The 16,378-nt window shown below is 42.2% G+C and carries 11 protein-coding genes; 6 read left to right on the top strand and 5 right to left on the bottom strand.

Features of this window, described 5'->3' with window-relative positions:
• Positions 1–172: 172 nt before the first annotated feature.
• The gene (gene gppA, locus AAEU28_RS20420; protein WP_421965738.1) at positions 173–1,663 is read right to left on the bottom strand and encodes a guanosine-5'-triphosphate,3'-diphosphate diphosphatase; all 1,491 of its coding nucleotides are present in this window, start codon (positions 1,661–1,663) and stop codon (positions 173–175) included.
• Between the two features lie 39 nt (positions 1,664–1,702).
• Complete coding sequence (gene rhlB / locus AAEU28_RS20415; RefSeq protein ID WP_390449475.1) at positions 1,703–2,971, bottom strand: ATP-dependent RNA helicase RhlB; 1,269 nt, start codon at positions 2,969–2,971, stop codon at positions 1,703–1,705.
• Between the two features lie 91 nt (positions 2,972–3,062).
• On the opposite strand from rhlB, the gene trxA reads away from it, so the two are divergent.
• The 3 genes from trxA to AAEU28_RS20400 all read left to right on the top strand — a co-directional run bounded on the left by trxA (position 3,063) and on the right by AAEU28_RS20400 (position 6,225).
• Positions 3,063–3,389, top strand: coding sequence for a thioredoxin TrxA (trxA, locus tag AAEU28_RS20410; protein WP_058028399.1), 327 nt, complete (start codon positions 3,063–3,065; stop codon positions 3,387–3,389).
• Between the two features lie 191 nt (positions 3,390–3,580).
• Entirely contained in the window at positions 3,581–4,840 is a 1,260-nt protein-coding gene (gene rho, locus AAEU28_RS20405) for a transcription termination factor Rho (RefSeq protein ID WP_058028397.1), read from the top strand.
• 119 nt (positions 4,841–4,959) lie between these two features.
• Positions 4,960–6,225, top strand: a complete 1,266-nt coding sequence (locus AAEU28_RS20400) for a methyl-accepting chemotaxis protein (RefSeq protein WP_421965737.1) — start codon at positions 4,960–4,962, stop codon at positions 6,223–6,225.
• On the opposite strand, the gene AAEU28_RS20395 is transcribed toward AAEU28_RS20400, so the two are convergent.
• Positions 6,202–9,072 carry an ATP-binding protein gene (locus tag AAEU28_RS20395; protein WP_421965736.1) on the bottom strand — a complete coding sequence of 957 codons (2,871 nt, stop codon included), beginning with the start codon at positions 9,070–9,072 and terminating at the stop codon, positions 6,202–6,204. The two genes, AAEU28_RS20400 and AAEU28_RS20395, sit on opposite strands and share 24 nt — an antisense overlap.
• A 70-nt stretch (positions 9,073–9,142) precedes the next feature.
• Between AAEU28_RS20395 and AAEU28_RS20390 the strand changes: the two genes are divergently transcribed.
• Positions 9,143–9,727: a DNA-J related domain-containing protein gene (locus AAEU28_RS20390; protein ID WP_421965735.1), complete on the top strand. Its 585-nt coding sequence runs from the start codon at positions 9,143–9,145 to the stop codon at positions 9,725–9,727.
• Here the strand turns inward: AAEU28_RS20390 and dbpA are convergent.
• A complete protein-coding gene (gene dbpA / locus AAEU28_RS20385) occupies positions 9,724–11,109 on the bottom strand; it encodes an ATP-dependent RNA helicase DbpA (protein ID WP_421965741.1) in 1,386 nt (461 codons plus the stop codon). The genes AAEU28_RS20390 and dbpA overlap by 4 nt on opposite strands.
• 171 nt (positions 11,110–11,280) lie before the next feature.
• Here dbpA and AAEU28_RS20380 point away from each other — a divergent pair, with 171 nt between their 5' ends.
• Positions 11,281–12,069 carry a tetratricopeptide repeat protein gene (locus tag AAEU28_RS20380; RefSeq protein ID WP_421965734.1) on the top strand — a complete coding sequence of 263 codons (789 nt, stop codon included), beginning with the start codon at positions 11,281–11,283 and terminating at the stop codon, positions 12,067–12,069.
• A gap of 23 nt (positions 12,070–12,092) precedes the next feature.
• Here the strand turns inward: AAEU28_RS20380 and AAEU28_RS20375 are convergent, their stop codons facing one another.
• The gene (locus AAEU28_RS20375; protein ID WP_421965733.1) at positions 12,093–14,693 is read right to left on the bottom strand and encodes an EAL domain-containing protein; all 2,601 of its coding nucleotides are present in this window, start codon (positions 14,691–14,693) and stop codon (positions 12,093–12,095) included.
• A 199-nt stretch (positions 14,694–14,892) separates the two neighbouring features.
• On the opposite strand from AAEU28_RS20375, the gene ubiD reads away from it, so the two are divergent.
• Positions 14,893–16,371, top strand: coding sequence for a 4-hydroxy-3-polyprenylbenzoate decarboxylase (gene ubiD / locus AAEU28_RS20370; protein ID WP_421965740.1), 1,479 nt, complete (start codon positions 14,893–14,895; stop codon positions 16,369–16,371).
• Positions 16,372–16,378 lie beyond the last annotated feature (7 nt).

Below are 16,378 nucleotides of genomic sequence, written 5' to 3'. Positions count from 1 at the left end.
GTCTTGATTTGCTTTTCAGCGTCTCGCCCCGTGTCAGTGGGGTCGCATTATAAGGAGAGCAGAAAATTACGCAACCCCTTTTTTAAAGAAAATTGTAAAAAACCAACTGTTCGCGTGTATTTTGACCGAAACCTTATAATTTCGATGTTTTATGTAGAATAAGTGAGCAGTTTCAGCTACTAAACTGCCAATTTAGCTTTGATTGATACACGCTTTCTTGTTCAAGCTCACTTTTCATAAGTGGGTGTTGAGCTAACCAGTCTTCAGAAAAGCTAATATTAAGTCTATTTTTATCTGCTTTTACTTCAAAGGTTGGTAAAACATCATCTTTACGACGCATAGATAAGATAACGGCTAGCCTAATTATGCGTACTAACTTTTCGGTCAGCGCTTTATTAGCACCAAGATGTGAAAACAGTGCATCATTTAAATCGGCACGGTGGCCTTTTAAAAGACTCACAATTAATTTCTTTTCTGCTGGCGAGTAACCCGGCATGTCGGTGTTACTTAATATGTAGGCGCTGTGCTGATGATATTGCTTGTAATCTATTAGCAAACCAATTTCGTGCAAGTGCGCTGTTGCGCAAAGTAATACATTTACTTGCTGTAAATCTAGTTGCCAGGCATGCTGAAGTTGTTTTGCTATTAATAGTGCTACATCTGAAACACGTTTCGCTTGCTCTTTATCGGTATGAAAACGCAGTGCAAAGCTTTCAAGCGTTCTTTCACGAATATTAGAGTGGTGTAGATCTGAGATCATACTGTAAAGCACACCTTCACGAAGTGCGCCACCAGCCAGTCCCATCTGCTGAATATTCAGCGCTTCAAATAATGCAATGAGAATTGCTAATCCAGAGACAAACACCAAACGACGTTCTTCACTGAGACCTGGCAAAGAAAGTGTTGATACATTCTTATGCTTTATCGCTTCGGCTTTTATATGCTGTAACTTTTCTAAAGAAAGCAGATCGGTTTGACCTGTCGCAGCTAAAATTTCCTGAATTGCTTGTACAGTACCAGATGCGCCAATAGCAAGTTCCCAACCAGTCTCAATATATTGAGACTTAATCGGCGCAATCACAGTATGTGCTGCAGTAATTGCTTGCTCAAAATTCTTCTCAGACAGTAAGCCATTTTGAAAATATCGCTCTAAATAAGTGACACAACCCATATCTAGGCTTTTATAAAGCAGCGCTTCAAACCCTTTGCCTATGACAACCTCGGTACTTGCACCACCAATATCGATCACCAATTGTTTACCTTGGCATGCAGAAGTATGTGCAACACCTTTATATATAGTGCGTGCTTCTAATTCGCCACTGATGATATTGATTTTGTGATTGAGGATTTTTTCGGCTTGGGTTTTGAACTCTTGGGCATTGGTAGCAAGCCTCAGCGTTGCCGTTGCGACAATGCTGATATTTTGCTTCGGTATATCTTGCAACCTTTCGGCAAATAGCGCCAAACACTCCCAGCCTCGTTGCATTGCATCAGAAGATAACGTGTTGTTTTCGTCTAAGCCTGCAGCTAGTCGAACTTTACGTTTAACCCGACCGATGGTGTGAACACCACCGGCAATGTGTTTTGCAATCAACATATGAAAGCTATTAGAGCCTAAATCAATAACGGCAAAAACGTTATTATTATCTATATTTTTGGCCACTTTGTACCTCTAGCTGCAAGATCCCGCAATTACAACTTCTTAAGTGTTCGCTTTCGATTTATTGTAATTTGATTGACGTCGATTGTTTCCCTTTCTTGGGCCAGAGTGATGACGTCTTCTCTGCGTATTCGGTTTAGGTAAATCTTCAATTAATGCTGTTTTATCATAATGAGACAGAGGAATCGAATGTTCTATATATTCTTCAATCTCATGTAAGTTGTATGCATACTGTTCACACGCAAAACTAATTGCATGACCTGATGCACCAGCACGACCTGTACGACCAATTCTGTGTACATAGTCTTCACAGTCATCCGGTAAATCAAAGTTGAACACATGACTTACTTCAGGAATATGAAGACCACGCGCAGCCACATCGGTTGCCACAAGAATATCTAAATCACCTTTAGTAAATTGTGCCAAAATTGACTGACGTTTCTTTTGATTTACATCACCTGTTAATAGGCCGACACGGTGTTTATCCGCTTTTAGCCATGCATACACGTTCTCACAACTTTGCTTAGTATTTGCGAATACGATTGCTTTTTCAGGCCACTCTTCTTCTATTAATGTAAGAAGTAACGGAATTTTGTCGTCATGAGATGAATGGAATAACTCTTCTTGAATACGTTTACCGGTTTTTACATCTGGCTCAATTTGTACATGCTCTGGATTTGTCATGTGTTCAAAAGCCAATTCTTGTACACGGTAAGATAAAGTTGCAGAGAAAAGTAGATTTAATCTTTCAGCTGTCGGAGGCATACGATTAAATAAATAACGGATATCTTTAATGAAGCCCAAATCAAACATACGATCTGCTTCATCAAGTACAACAACTTCGATTTCATTAAGGTTATAAGCACCTTGCTTGTAGAAGTCGATTAAGCGGCCCGTAGTGCCAATTAAAATATCGACACCTTTTTCGAGTTGCGCCCGTTGTTTTTCGTAATCTTCGCCACCATATACTAAACCTAAGTTTAGACCACAGTGTGGCGCAATAATTTTTGCATCTTTATGGATCTGAATCGCAAGCTCTCTCGTAGGAGCCATGATCAGCGCTCTTGGGTGCTTTCTGGATTGACCTTCTGTTTGCATTAAACGGTGGCAAGTGGCAGTTAAGAAAGCCAATGTTTTGCCAGTACCGGTTTGTGCTTGACCAGCGATATCTCGCCCGTCACAGACAAAAGGTAAACACTTTGCTTGGATTGGCGTGCAATATTCAAAGCCATTCGCAGCTAAACCGGCGACCACTTCCGGTGCAATAGCAAAGTCAGAAAATTTTTTATTGGTCAAATGTGTCTTAGTCATAGCAATTAAGCATAACGTTTAAACTTGCAATAAGAAACAAGAGTGTTTAAATACGCAGTAAATAATTCGCCAATTTCTAACGGAGAACGCAATGAGCGACAAAATTATCCAGCTTACTGACGACAGCTTTGAAGCTGATGTAATTAAATCAGATCTACCAGTACTAGTAGACTTTTGGGCAGAATGGTGTGGCCCTTGTAAAATGATCGCGCCAATCTTAGACGAAGTTGCTGAAGAGTTTGCTGGTAAAGCAGTTATCGGTAAATTAAACATCGACCAGAACGCAGGTACGCCACCTAAGTTCGGTATTCGTGGTATTCCTACACTACTGCTTTTCAAAGATGGTGCAGTAGCTGCGACTAAAGTTGGCGCGTTATCAAAGACTCAACTTGTTGAATTCTTAAACGACAACATCTAAGTCTGTATATATACGCCTCGCCTTGGCTAGGCGTATATCCCACCTACCTGCCCATAGTTTTTTCGACTAAATTTGTTTAAAGACTGGACGACTAGCAAGCTAACTGCTAATTTATAAAGCCACTAACCTTTAGCTTTATCAAATCAACCTCTCATCACTGAGATGACAATTGTTATAAAGAACCCACCAATATGCATTTACGCGAATTAAAAGACAAGTCAATCAACGAACTTGTAAAACTAGCTGAGTCCATGGGACTTGAAAACGTAGCCCGTTTAAGAAAACAAGACATTATTTTTGCCATTCTAAAAGCACACGCTAAAAGCGGTGAAAACATTTATGGCGGCGGCGTTTTAGAAATTCTACAAGATGGCTTCGGCTTTTTACGTTCATCAGAAGCATCTTACCTAGCTGGTCCTGATGATATTTATGTTTCACCAAGTCAAATTCGACGCTTCAGCATGCGTACTGGTGACACAATTAGCGGTCTTATCCGTCCACCTAAAGATGGTGAGCGTTACTTCGCACTACTTAAAGTAAATGAAGTTAACTTCGATAGACCTGAAAACTCTCGTACCAAAATCTTATTTGAAAACTTAACGCCTATTCATGCGAATGAGCGTTTTGTGATGGAACGTGGTAACGGTAGTACAGAAGATATTACTGCTCGTGTTCTTGATTTAGCATCGCCAATTGGTAAAGGTCAGCGTGCTTTAATTGTAGCTCCGCCGAAAGCGGGTAAAACAATGCTGCTACAAAATATCGCGCAATCGATTACCTACAACAACCCAGATGCAACATTGATGGTGTTACTGATCGATGAGCGTCCGGAAGAAGTAACTGAGATGCAGCGCCTTGTAAAAGGTGAAGTTGTTGCTTCAACGTTCGATGAACCGGCAAGCCGTCACGTACAAGTTGCAGAAATGGTTATCGAAAAGGCAAAACGCCTAGTTGAGCACAAGAAAGACGTTATTATCCTTCTTGATTCAATCACACGTCTTGCACGTGCTTACAACACCGTTATTCCTTCATCTGGTAAGGTACTAACGGGTGGTGTTGATGCGAATGCACTACACAAACCTAAACGTTTCTTCGGTGCTGCACGTAACGTTGAAGAAGGCGGTAGCTTAACAATTATCGCAACGGCCCTTATCGATACTGGCTCTAAGATGGATGAAGTTATCTACGAAGAGTTTAAAGGTACGGGTAACATGGAATTACACTTAAATCGTAAGATTGCTGAAAAGCGTGTATTCCCTGCCATTGACTTCAACCGCTCAGGCACGCGTCGTGAAGAACTACTGACTAAAGCCGATGAGCTACAGAAGATGTGGATCTTGCGTAAGATTGTTCATGAAATGAGTGAAATCGACGCAATGGAATTCCTCATCGATAAGCTCTCGATGAGTAAAACAAACGACGAGTTCTTCGAGCTCATGCGTCGTAAGTAAATATCCTAAAGAAGCCTGCTTATGCAGGCTTTTTTGATCTCAATTACTATCGCATTGCCCCCAATTTTTTACTATTCTAGTTATAGACTTACGTGCTTAGACAGGGAGCTGTTCAGTTTATGAAACCCTTTCAATTAATTAGAAACTTTCTAATCCTTAACACCATAGTGTTAACGGTCATGTTGCCATTACTCTCTGTGTCTTGGTCAACAACGGCCATTATTATCGGTGTGCAAATCATCTTAGGTGCAGCGGCACTTTGGTATTCAAGCCAAAAAACATCGCAAGCAGAGTATTTACAGACTTTAGTCAATTCAATAAACCATGATGGCTTAATTGATCTCACTTATCGTTTTGATGATAGTAAAACCTCGACGCCACCAGCCTGTTTAGCTATTAATGCTAGCCTTGCCACCATAGAACATATCATTGCTGAGGTGTATGTTTCTTCATCTCGTCTTTCGCCTATGGCTGATGGACTCAGAGACACATATGCATCAATGACACAAAAAGCGACGATTCAGCACGCCCATGGTGAAGACTTGGCAGACTCAATCAACCGTATGCTAGCAGTGTCACGAGAACTCGATGATAACCTAGAGAAGATTTACACCTCCGTGGAAGCGGCAACAGAAGCTGTTAAGAAAACCCGTGTTGATACAGACAAAAGCCAAGCAAGCTTAATGAGCTTAGCAAAAAACATTGAAGAGACCAGTGAGCAAATTGAAACCCTCAAAGTTGACTCAGATGCGATTAGCTCTGTAATTGACGTCATTAACTCAATTGCAGAGCAAACAAATCTACTGGCGCTGAATGCTGCAATTGAAGCCGCGCGAGCAGGCGAACAAGGTAGAGGGTTTGCAGTAGTAGCTGATGAAGTCAGAAGTTTAGCCGCTCGAACCAGTCAATCGACCCAGCAAGTACGTGAAGTTGTTAGTAAAATCCAGGCCGGAACAGACAGTGCACATCAACTGATGCTCAACGCACTCGAAGAAACAAAGCAAACTGTGACGCTATCAGAAGCGTCTACTAGAGAAGTAGATCAAATCGAATCGGCCATGCTCAACATTAACTCTATGTCTCACAGTATTCATGAACAGGTAAAAGACCAAAAAGCCGTATCCGATGAGGCGCAAACAAGTATTGAGTCTATGGTTGAACTTAATTCAGATGCGCTTTCGAGTTCTAAGATACAAGCTGTGTCTAGCAACGATCTGATCAGTCTTGCCCACAGTATTCACGATAAGTTGGCGATTTTTAAAGTGGATGAAGCCGCTTTTGAGCATGACCCCAGAACGGATAGGTCTCGACTACATACTGACACGAAGGCTGTCAGTACTAAGGCCGACATTCCGCAAGACTCAGGAGACATTGAGTTGTTCTGATAACTGAACTTGCTGTAGCTCATCACACAAGATTAAATACCAATGCTGCAAACCATGAGAATCAACTTCTTGTGGGTTTTTTAATGCTTGCTCTATGTGCTTTGCCGTTTTGGCAATATCATCAAAGCCAAATGTTGAGGCTGCACCTGTGAGACGATGACACACAGCCCTCAACTCTAACCAATCTTGCTTTTGCCATAAATCAATAACAGTAAAACGCTCTTGCTCTAGGCTTAATGCAAAGCTTTCTATCAAGTCACTAATGTCAACTTGCATATCTTGTTCGCCTCCAGCGCTCGCTTCTGCAAGAAAATCACTTAAAGCCAGGTGGAGTTTATCTCTATCAAGTGGCTTCCCTAGGTGACCTGCAAACCCAAGTTCAAGATAAGACTTAATTTCATGCTGCATGACATTCGCAGTAAGTGCAAAAATAGGCCCATCAAAACCTGCTTGTTGAAGTAACTTAAATGCTTCAAGGCCATCAAGTAATGGCATTTGAATATCCATCAAGATTAGATCTGGGTATTCGCATAATGCTTTTTCTACTGCTACTTGGCCATTTTCGGCTGTGATAACCTCAACACCAAGCTGAGAGAGAATACGTTCGAATAACGCTCGATTATCATCATGATCTTCAGCAATCAATACTGTACCGCGTAACTTAGATAATTGCGTAATCGGCCGAGCAACTTTATGCACTAAAATTGAGTCAGATGCTGAGTCTAAACGTGCACAAGGGATCACAATGTAAAATTGACTACCTTGTTCAGGAATACTACTCACCTGAATGCTACCGCCCATCATGGTCGATAATTGTTGAGATAAGCATAAACCCAATCCTGAGCCACCAAAACGACGCGTTATGCTGTTATCCCCTTGCTGAAAGCAGTCAAAGATATGTTGTAGTTGCGTAGCATCCATCCCGATGCCCGTATCATTTACCGAAAACCTGACACCGTTATTTTCTTGGCTTACAACCAGCTCAACATGACCATACTCTGTAAACTTAACAGCATTACCAAGTAAGTTAATCAGTACCTGTTTAAGCCTTACATAATCTAAACGCACCACATAAGGTGAAGGAAGCTGATTCACTACGATGAAGTTTAACCCCTTTGCTTCACAGACATGCTGAAACATCTCTGTGACATCATCAAGCAACTGCTCTAAGGCAAACTCAGTAAACTCTAACTCAAAACGCTGTGCTTCGATTTTACTCAGGTCGAGTACATCACTCACCAGATCTTTTAAGTGCTCCCCTTGTCTTTGTATAACTTGCAGAGGTTCCTGAATATGCTTGTCATGTTGGTATTCTTGTAACAGCGCTTCACTATTACCAATAATTGAAGTGAGAGGAGTTCGGATCTCGTGACTAATATTAGCTAAAAACTGGCTTTTAACTGTGTTAGCTTCACTTAGTTCATCTGCTAACTTTTGTAGCTCTGCTGTACGCTTAGCAACCTGTTGACTCAACTCAATATTGGCAGCACGCTCCATGCGTTTTCTATACATACTCACAACAGCCACTATACCTGTAATCAACAGCAAAATTGCAAACCAAGTCAGTTGTTCGCGCTGCTCACCCTGTAACTTTTGTACAGCCTGCTGTTGCTTGAGAAGTGCAATCTCTTGGTTTAACTCATTGGCTTCAATTTGACTTTGATACTCATTTAAACGAGCTATTAGGCTATCGTTAACGAGTTTACGCTGTAGCTTTCTATGCTCATGAAAGCTACTTAGTGACGCTTTGGTATAACCTAAGTTTGCTAAAATAATAGATTTTATTGCGAGGTTCTCGCTAACGCGTAACTGTTCACCTTGTGACTTTGCAATCTCTATCGACTCATTAATACTCTCAAGCGCAGATTTAAAGTCACCTTCATGAATTTGTACCCTAGCCAAAGAAGGTAACGCCTCCATTCGCCCTGCCCTCAAATTTAATTTCTCGGCATGATAAAGCGCATTTTGTACTTCTTGGCGAGCACTTTCCATATCACCCAAAGACACACTTAACTTCGCTAAATTGCTATATTCAAATGTAAGATGTCTTGAAGAATCAATTTTCTCGTAATAGTCTATCGCTGCCTTAAAACTAGCACGCGCAAGCTCATTTTCATTAGTATCAACATAGATAACCCCTAAGTTTGCCTGTGCAAGCGCAACGCCGTACTCGTCATTTAACAAATTAAAAGCACTAATTGCTCGAAGTAACATATCTTTCGCAGTCCCGTATCTAAACTGACGAACATATACCCCGGACAGATTAAGTAAAATATCAGCTTTATCTTGATCACTGCCATGTAGCTCATACAGTTTATGGGCTTCAACATAATGGCGAACTGAGCTTTCTAAATCATGCGCTTTTAGAAAAGCCAACCCAAGATTATTATGCATATTCGCAAGCTCTAATGGCTTATGTCGTAACTTTGCGATATTGAGTGCAGTTTGATAGTTTTCGATTGCCTCAGCGTACTCACCTTGATAGTAAGCACTGATCCCCAACATTTTGAATGCAAGGAAGTGCGCATCACTCACCTTATCATGTGATGTTGCTTCTGCTAGCTGATTGAAATAGATGTCAGCATCGCGCAATTTTTCGCGCTTGATCGCCTCTCTACCCAACTCTTTTAAAAGTCTACTGTACGCATCTACATCATCCGCATTCAGCTTCGCTAATTTATCAGCTTCTAATGTAAAGGCCGACCAATCATTTATTTCTTTCAGCTTTTCTATTTCTGCAGAAAGTGCAGGGGGAACTGTCGCAGATGATGCTTGGAAAGATGTACTCAACACACTGGCGACAAATAATGTGGAAGTGAGTATTTTCCGCAATGGCTGGTTTAACATCCTTGCCCTCATTGCCTAAAAAAAAATAATCATGGTATTGTGAAGATACACCAACAAACCTTGAGGAACAATGTTGCGCCCGATTCTAGATGCAATTTTTTCAGTGCTGAGTAATGGTGAACATTACAAGGTACATACGTTAGCTGCACACTTACAAGCCGTTGAATTACTTCAGCAACTTGACGACGACCCCAATCAAGATTTATTCAAGCGAAACTTTGTGTTGATGAATAGCTTATATACTTTGCAGGCTGAGTTAATTGAAGACGATATCTACTTACATATAGATAGCATGGATATTTACCTTGCTGACAAAGGCCAAGCCCCTGAATTAAACACATCTCTCAGCACTTATTATTTAGATTGGCAGAACTACCAAACAGATAATGAAGAAATAACATCATTGCTAGATTCTTTTTGGCAACGTTATGCTCAAAGCTTTCACCATCCGCAGAATATACTGAGTAAACCTGACCTCGATGACTTGTGTGTGCAATGGCAGTTAACACAACCGCTTGAAGAAAAAATCATTCGACGACGTTGGCGGCAATTGGCCATTCAGTACCACCCAGACAAAGGCAGTCATGACGATACACAATTCAAGCAGTTGCAGAATGAGTATCAACAACTGCTTGGGCACATTAAATCGGTTTAATTGACGCGGCGTACTTGGTATTTCTTACCTTTGATTTTGTTATCGCGGAGTTTTCTAAAAGCAGGTTTACTTGCTTCGCGCTTCACAGCAACAAAAGATTGGTTTTCAAACACAGTGATCTTACCGATTTGCGAAAAGCCAATGCCCTCTTCGCCCGTTAAACAACCCACGATGTCACCAGCGCGTAGCTTTTGCTTTTTACCACCGTCAATATAGAGGGTTTGCATTTCTGGCTTATAAGGCGGTTTATCTAATAAGCTCAGCGAAGGTAAAACAGCAGGTTCAAATTCACGTTCATATAGCTGCTCTATTTGCTTAACTCTGAACGCTTCTTTTTCACCAAAAATTGAACATGCCAAACCTTTTTTATCACCACGACCTGTTCGACCTACACGGTGAACATGGGTTTTAGGGTCAAGTGCCAGATGATAGTTAATCACCATGTCCATATCATCAATATCCAAGCCTCGCGCCGCAACATCAGTCGCAACTAAAATAGAGGCACTCTTATTAGCAAAACGCATCAACATCATGGCGCGCTCTTGTTGAGCTAAATCCCCATGCAGTGCCGAAGCATAAAAACCAGCCTCTTTTAATTCTTCAAATAAGCGCTTAGCTTCCACCTTGGTATTACAAAACACCACACAACTTTTTGGTTGATGCTTCATCAGAAGTAGTCGCAGTGTATTAAAACGCAGCTTGTTATTACTGAGCTTATAAAAAGTTTGTTTGATGCTTTTATTGATCCCCACTTCTTCAACTTTAACTTGCTGTGGGTTGCGCATCAGTTGCGCAGAAAGTGATTCAATATTTTTGGGATAGGTTGCACTAAATAAGAGGCTTTGACGCTCAGGTGGTAAATAAGCAACGATGTTTTCTATCGCATCAGTAAAACCCATATCGAGCATTTGGTCGGCTTCATCAAGCACTAAGGTGTTTACTTGCGTTAAGTCGAGCGTGCCCTTAAACAAATGATCTTCTATGCGCCCTGGCGTACCGACAATGATGTGTGCACCATGTTCAAGAGAGCTTATTTGCGGCCCAATAGGCACACCACCACAGAGGGTAAGAATTTTAACGTTTGCAGTGCCGCTCGCTAGCTTTCTAATTTCTGTCGCTACCTGATCTGCCAACTCGCGTGTTGGACAAAGCACTAAGCCTTGTGCATGCATACTCGATACATCGAGCTTAGATAACACACCAAGCGCAAACGCCAGCGTTTTACCTGATCCTGTTTTCGCTTGTGCAATCACATCTTGTTGGTCGAGGATCAGTGGCAAGCTTTGCGCCTGAACCTCTGTCATCTGTTTAAACCCTAATTGCGCAATGGTCTCAAGTAATACGGGTGATAAAGCCAATGTATTAAATTGCATGATGCTTATTGTCTCTCTAACAAAGCTAATTTAATGCTTTAGTTTACCAGCAAATGCGCTCGACCACACATCTACAGCATGGTTATTAAGCTTCAAAATCAAACCGCTCAGAGTTTAAGCACATGACTAGATTACGAACATATGGCAGACTGAAGTTTTAATCGGTACAGGGAAGCTGTTATGCAAACCTTTTTCCAGAAGTCTCTTTTTTACTTCCACGATCAAACAGACAAACTCTACAAACATCACCACCGCACTTTGTTTGTTGTTGCACTAATTGTGATTACTTACTTTGCTTACAGCATTTTTGAAAACAAGCAACAACAGGCTGAGTTTTTATCAACCCCTAAAGTGGATGATGTGCTTATCTTAGATATGGGCCACTTGATTAAAGACCGTAAATACCAGACCCAATATCGTATTGCGCAGGTATTCTCTGTAGAAGAAGACTCTATCACCCTAAAACAAGGCAGTTACACTTATCGTAAAAAGCGTGGTGCAGAACGTGCAATTAAACTGGATAGCTTAATGCTCAATAACTATTTCCGCCCTGCATTAATTAGCTTTAAAAAATCAGAACTGGCAGCGCTTTATGAGCAGGGGGCCATTGACGAAGTTTTTCGCCCTACAGATATCTATGTAATGGGCGGCATTGTTAAACATAGAGCAACGCCTGAGCGTATACCTCACAAGCTAAAGGTATCGTTCAATCAATTCAATCAAGAGGGCGTTAGAGCTTATTTAGCTAGAGACTTTGAGGAAGCAAGAAAACTGTTTATACAGGCTGCTGAACAAGGGTATGACTTTGGCCAATATAATCTCGCAGATATGCTTGAGTACGGGGAAGGTGGTGATGTTGATTTAGCAGGTGCGTATAAATGGTACAAAAGTGCAGCAGAACAAAACAACTACAAAGCTAAAGCTGCACTTGAGTCTTTTTGTGAAAAACACAAGACTATGTGCCGATAGGCCTATTTTAACCTGAGCTCAGGTTATTTTACCTGAGTATACTCAAGTAAGAAACTTTCAAATGCCGCTGCTTGCAGCGGCTTACTATGAAGATACCCCTGCGTATAATCACAACCCAATTCATTCAATAGCCACAACTGTTCGTCTGTTTCTACGCCTTCAGCAACCACTTTAAGGTTTAGATTGCTTGCCATCGAGATAATCGCTTTAACCATTTCATGGTCGTCTTGATCATCAGGCAGGTCTCGAACAAACTCTCTATCAATCTTAAGCTTCGAAAGCGGGAAGCGTTTTAAGTAACTCAAAGAAGAATAACCCGTTCCAAAATCATCAATGGCTAGCTCAACTCCCATCGCTCTGAGCGCCTTGAGCTGTAATAAGATACTTTCTGAATTATCAACAAGTACTGTTTCTGTGATCTCAATGGTTAAGTATCGGGCTTCTAAACCAGTTTGGTTGAGCACCTTTTTAACCAGCTCAACCACACTTTGACGTTTAAACTGAGTACTAGAAACATTCACGGTAATAAAAAAAGGTTTATCACATTGCTGCTGCCATGCTTTGGCTTGCGAACAAGCCTGATACATAACCCACTCACCAATAGAGATAATCAAACCAAGTTCTTCACAAATCGGGATAAAGTCCGCAGGCGATACCGAACCAAGGGCTTTGTTTTCCCAACGTAACAAGGCTTCACAGCCCACTTTATCATCATCTCGAGAGAGGATCGGTTGATAAGCGAGATGAAACTCATTATTTACAAGCGCCTTATGTAACGCGCCCTCTAACTGACTGCGTGCTTTTGCGTGCTCATGCATGGCCGAGGTGTAAAATTGGAAGCAGTTTCGTCCTAACTCTTTGGCTTTATACATGGCATTGTCAGCATTGCGGAGCAGCACCTTGGTATCATCGCCATCTTCTGGGTAGAAGGTGATCCCCATACTCCCTGAAGCAAACACTTCATGGCCTTCAAGCTCATAAGGCTCATGCAAAGTTTCAAGAATTTGAGCTGCGATTTGCTCAACTTTGGTAATCGAATCGACATCAGGCAACAACAATGCAAACTCATCTCCCCCTAAACGGGCCACGGTGTCGGAATTTCTGGTGCATTCTTCTAGCCGTCTTGCCGCTTCAATTAGCATTAAATCACCAATATGATGACCGAGCGTGTCGTTGACTGCCTTGAACCTATCTAAATCAATAAAACACACAGCCAAGCGGCTTTTATCTTTTTTGGCCTTTTGCAGCGCATTTTCAAACTTTTCTCGATAATTTCTGCGATTCGCCAAGCTGGTTAAAGTATCAAAGTTGGCCTGTTGCCACATCATATGTTCATGGTGCTTACGCGAGGTAATGTCATTAAACAAGGCAACATGCATTTCGATTTCACCTTGCTGATCAAATACCGCAGATACTTGCAGCCAACAAGGGAACACCTCACCACTTTTACGACGATTCCAGACCTCTCCCTCCCAGTGACCTCGCTGGCTTAAGGTATCGTACATTTGCGAGAAAAATGCTGGGCCATGGTGGCCGGAATTTAAAATCGCAGGTGACTGCCCTAGTACTTGTTCTTGCGTAAATCCGGTGATCTCCGTAAATGCCCGATTTACCATCTGGATCTGATTGTGTTTATCAGAAACCAGTACCCCTTCGCTGGTTGTCGCAAATACAGTACTGGCTAGGCGTTGCTCACGCTCAATGGCTAATTGCGCGGTGATATCTTGCAACATGTATAAATCACCCAACGATTTGTCGGCGTTATTTACGGCTTGTTTATCAACCGTAAAAAAGCGCCACTCATCTTGCACTTTTAAACGGTGTTCAGAACAGCCATAGGGTTGCTCTGCCCAATTTACATCGCTAAAGAATACTTCCCCTAGGGCTTTGCCAATAATAGAGCCCCTAGCCTCAATATCTTGGAAGACCTGCTGGTTGGCATCGAGCACGGTACCTGCCCGTGAAGTAAATAATAAATACCCTTCTATGGCATCAAAAATAGACGATAAGCGCGCCCCTTGTGCATCAGCTTTGCGCTTAGCGTTTTTAAGCTTAATAAAAAAGCGCACCAAAATGAGCAAAGAGCCGATGAGCAAGACAATCACCACAAAAGAAAGTAGCAACTGCATACGACTGGCTTGCTGAATAGCGTCGGTTTGTATTTCAACCTGCTGTTCTAGATTGGCTTGGTAATGCCAAAGCGATTCTTGTAAAGCGCGTTGCTCACTGATATCGGTGATCACAGATAATAACTGTTGTTTGCCGTGCTCGTCGGTAAAAGGCGCAGAGTGAACACTCACAGTACGGATCTCACCGTTAGCCAATTGATGTCTAAAGATAAAGTAATTGCGCCCTTCTGTTGCTGCGTTAGCACGCTCGTTAGCAACTTGCTCTGGCGTGAGTTGATTAATGTTTTGGATGAACCGCTTTTCAAGCTCTCCAGCTTGATAGCCATAGAATTGATCAGCTGCACCATTAGCAGCCACAATCGCGCCTGTTGAAGGCGTTATCACAAGCATCACTGCGCTGTGTTGCTCAAAAACCACCTCAGGTAAATGATCGGCACTGGCGTTCTGACTCAAGCTGAGTAAGGCACACAACAATATCGCTTTAAGTCGCTTCAAAACTTCCACTCACAAATCACACAACACATTCGACTATAATCTAATCCGCAATAGTTGAACATAGTTCAATTTACTGCATTTGTGCAAAATCAAACAAAATCACGTTTACCTTCGTATACCTTACTGAACTTAAGTGGTGATGCCATTTTCGCCACATCTTGATATACTTCGCGACAATGAAAAGTGCCCTATGCCAACGATGAAATACAAAGACTTAAGAGACTTTATTACGCGCTTAGAAGAACAAGGTGAACTTGTTCGGGTTAAGCAGCCTATCTCTACCAAGCTAGAGATGACCGAAATAGCCGATCGCACCTTACGTGCTGGCGGTCCAGCCATTTTATTCGAAAACCCAATCGGGTTTGATATTCCTGTTTTAGCCAACTTATTTGGAACACCAAAACGTGTTGCGATGGGCATGGGTCAAACCGATGTCAGCGAACTACGTGAAGTAGGCAAGTTATTGGCTTTCTTAAAAGAGCCAGAGCCGCCAAAAGGCATCAAAGAAGCTTTAGGACAAATTCCGGTGTTTAAGCAAGTGCTTAATATGCCAGCTAAAGAAGTGCGCAAAGCCCCTTGTCAAGAAGTGGTGTTGAGTGGTGATGATGTCGATTTAACTAAGCTGCCTATTCAACATTGTTGGCCGGGTGATGCAGCACCGCTGATCACATGGGGCTTAACCGTCACCAAGGGGCCATATAAAAAGCGTCAGAACTTAGGTATTTATCGCCAGCAGTTATTAGGTAAGAATAAAATCATCATGCGCTGGTTATCTCACCGTGGTGGTGCACTTGATTATCAAGAATGGTGTAAAGAGCACCCGGGTGAGCCATATCCAGTTTCGGTTGCTTTAGGTGCTGATCCGGCGACGATTTTAGGCGCTGTGACACCTGTACCTGATACTTTAAGTGAATACGCGTTCGCAGGTTTACTGCGCGGCTCAAAAACTGAAGTTGTTAAGTCAATTTCTAACGACCTACAAGTACCGGCTACTGCTGAGATTGTACTTGAAGGCTATATTGAACAAGGTGAAATGGCACCTGAAGGGCCTTATGGTGACCACACGGGTTATTACAACGAAGTGGATGACTTCCCAGTGATGACCGTCACGCACATTACCCATCGTGAAAGCCCGATTTACCATAGCACTTATACGGGTCGTCCGCCCGATGAGCCAGCCATTTTAGGCGTGGCACTGAACGAAGTATTTGTGCCTATTTTACAAAAGCAATTTCCAGAAATTGTCGATTTTTATTTACCGCCTGAAGGCTGTTCATATCGTATGGCCGTGGTCACCATGAAGAAACAGTATCCGGGTCATGCGAAACGTGTGATGATGGGTGTTTGGTCGTTCTTACGCCAGTTCATGTACACCAAGTTTGTTATTGTCTGTGACGATGACGTCAATGCGCGTGACTGGAATGATGTCATTTGGGCCATTACTACGCGTATGGACCCGGCTCGTGACACCACCATGATCGAAAACACCCCGATTGATTACCTCGACTTCGCTTCTCCAGTGTCAGGTCTTGGCTCAAAAATGGGAATGGATGCCACCAATAAATGGCCAGGTGAAACCGATCGCGAATGGGGCGAGCCCATCGTGATGGATGAATCAATCAAACAACGAGTTGATGAAATTTGGGACTCGTTAAACATTATGTCTCTTAATAAATAAACGCTGC

It is taken from the genome of Pseudoalteromonas sp. SS15 (assembly GCF_049257195.1).
In the GTDB taxonomy this organism is placed as follows: Bacteria; Pseudomonadota; Gammaproteobacteria; order Enterobacterales; family Alteromonadaceae; genus Pseudoalteromonas.
Note: the sequence above shows the minus strand (reverse complement) of the source record. Positions and strands in the feature narration are given on the sequence as shown.

What these genes read in the sequence shown, in the direction of transcription:
- rhlB (WP_390449475.1), bottom strand. Translation starts at nt 2,971, where the DNA reads ATGACTAAGACACATTTGACCAATAAAAAATTTTCTGACTTTGCTATT.
- trxA (WP_058028399.1), top strand. Translation starts at nt 3,063, where the DNA reads ATGAGCGACAAAATTATCCAGCTTACTGACGACAGCTTTGAAGCTGAT.
- rho (WP_058028397.1), top strand. Translation starts at nt 3,581, where the DNA reads ATGCATTTACGCGAATTAAAAGACAAGTCAATCAACGAACTTGTAAAA.
- AAEU28_RS20400 (WP_421965737.1), top strand. Translation starts at nt 4,960, where the DNA reads ATGAAACCCTTTCAATTAATTAGAAACTTTCTAATCCTTAACACCATA.
- AAEU28_RS20395 (WP_421965736.1), bottom strand. Translation starts at nt 9,072, where the DNA reads ATGTTAAACCAGCCATTGCGGAAAATACTCACTTCCACATTATTTGTC.
- AAEU28_RS20390 (WP_421965735.1), top strand. Translation starts at nt 9,143, where the DNA reads ATGTTGCGCCCGATTCTAGATGCAATTTTTTCAGTGCTGAGTAATGGT.
- AAEU28_RS20380 (WP_421965734.1), top strand. Translation starts at nt 11,281, where the DNA reads ATGCAAACCTTTTTCCAGAAGTCTCTTTTTTACTTCCACGATCAAACA.
- ubiD (WP_421965740.1), top strand. Translation starts at nt 14,893, where the DNA reads ATGAAATACAAAGACTTAAGAGACTTTATTACGCGCTTAGAAGAACAA.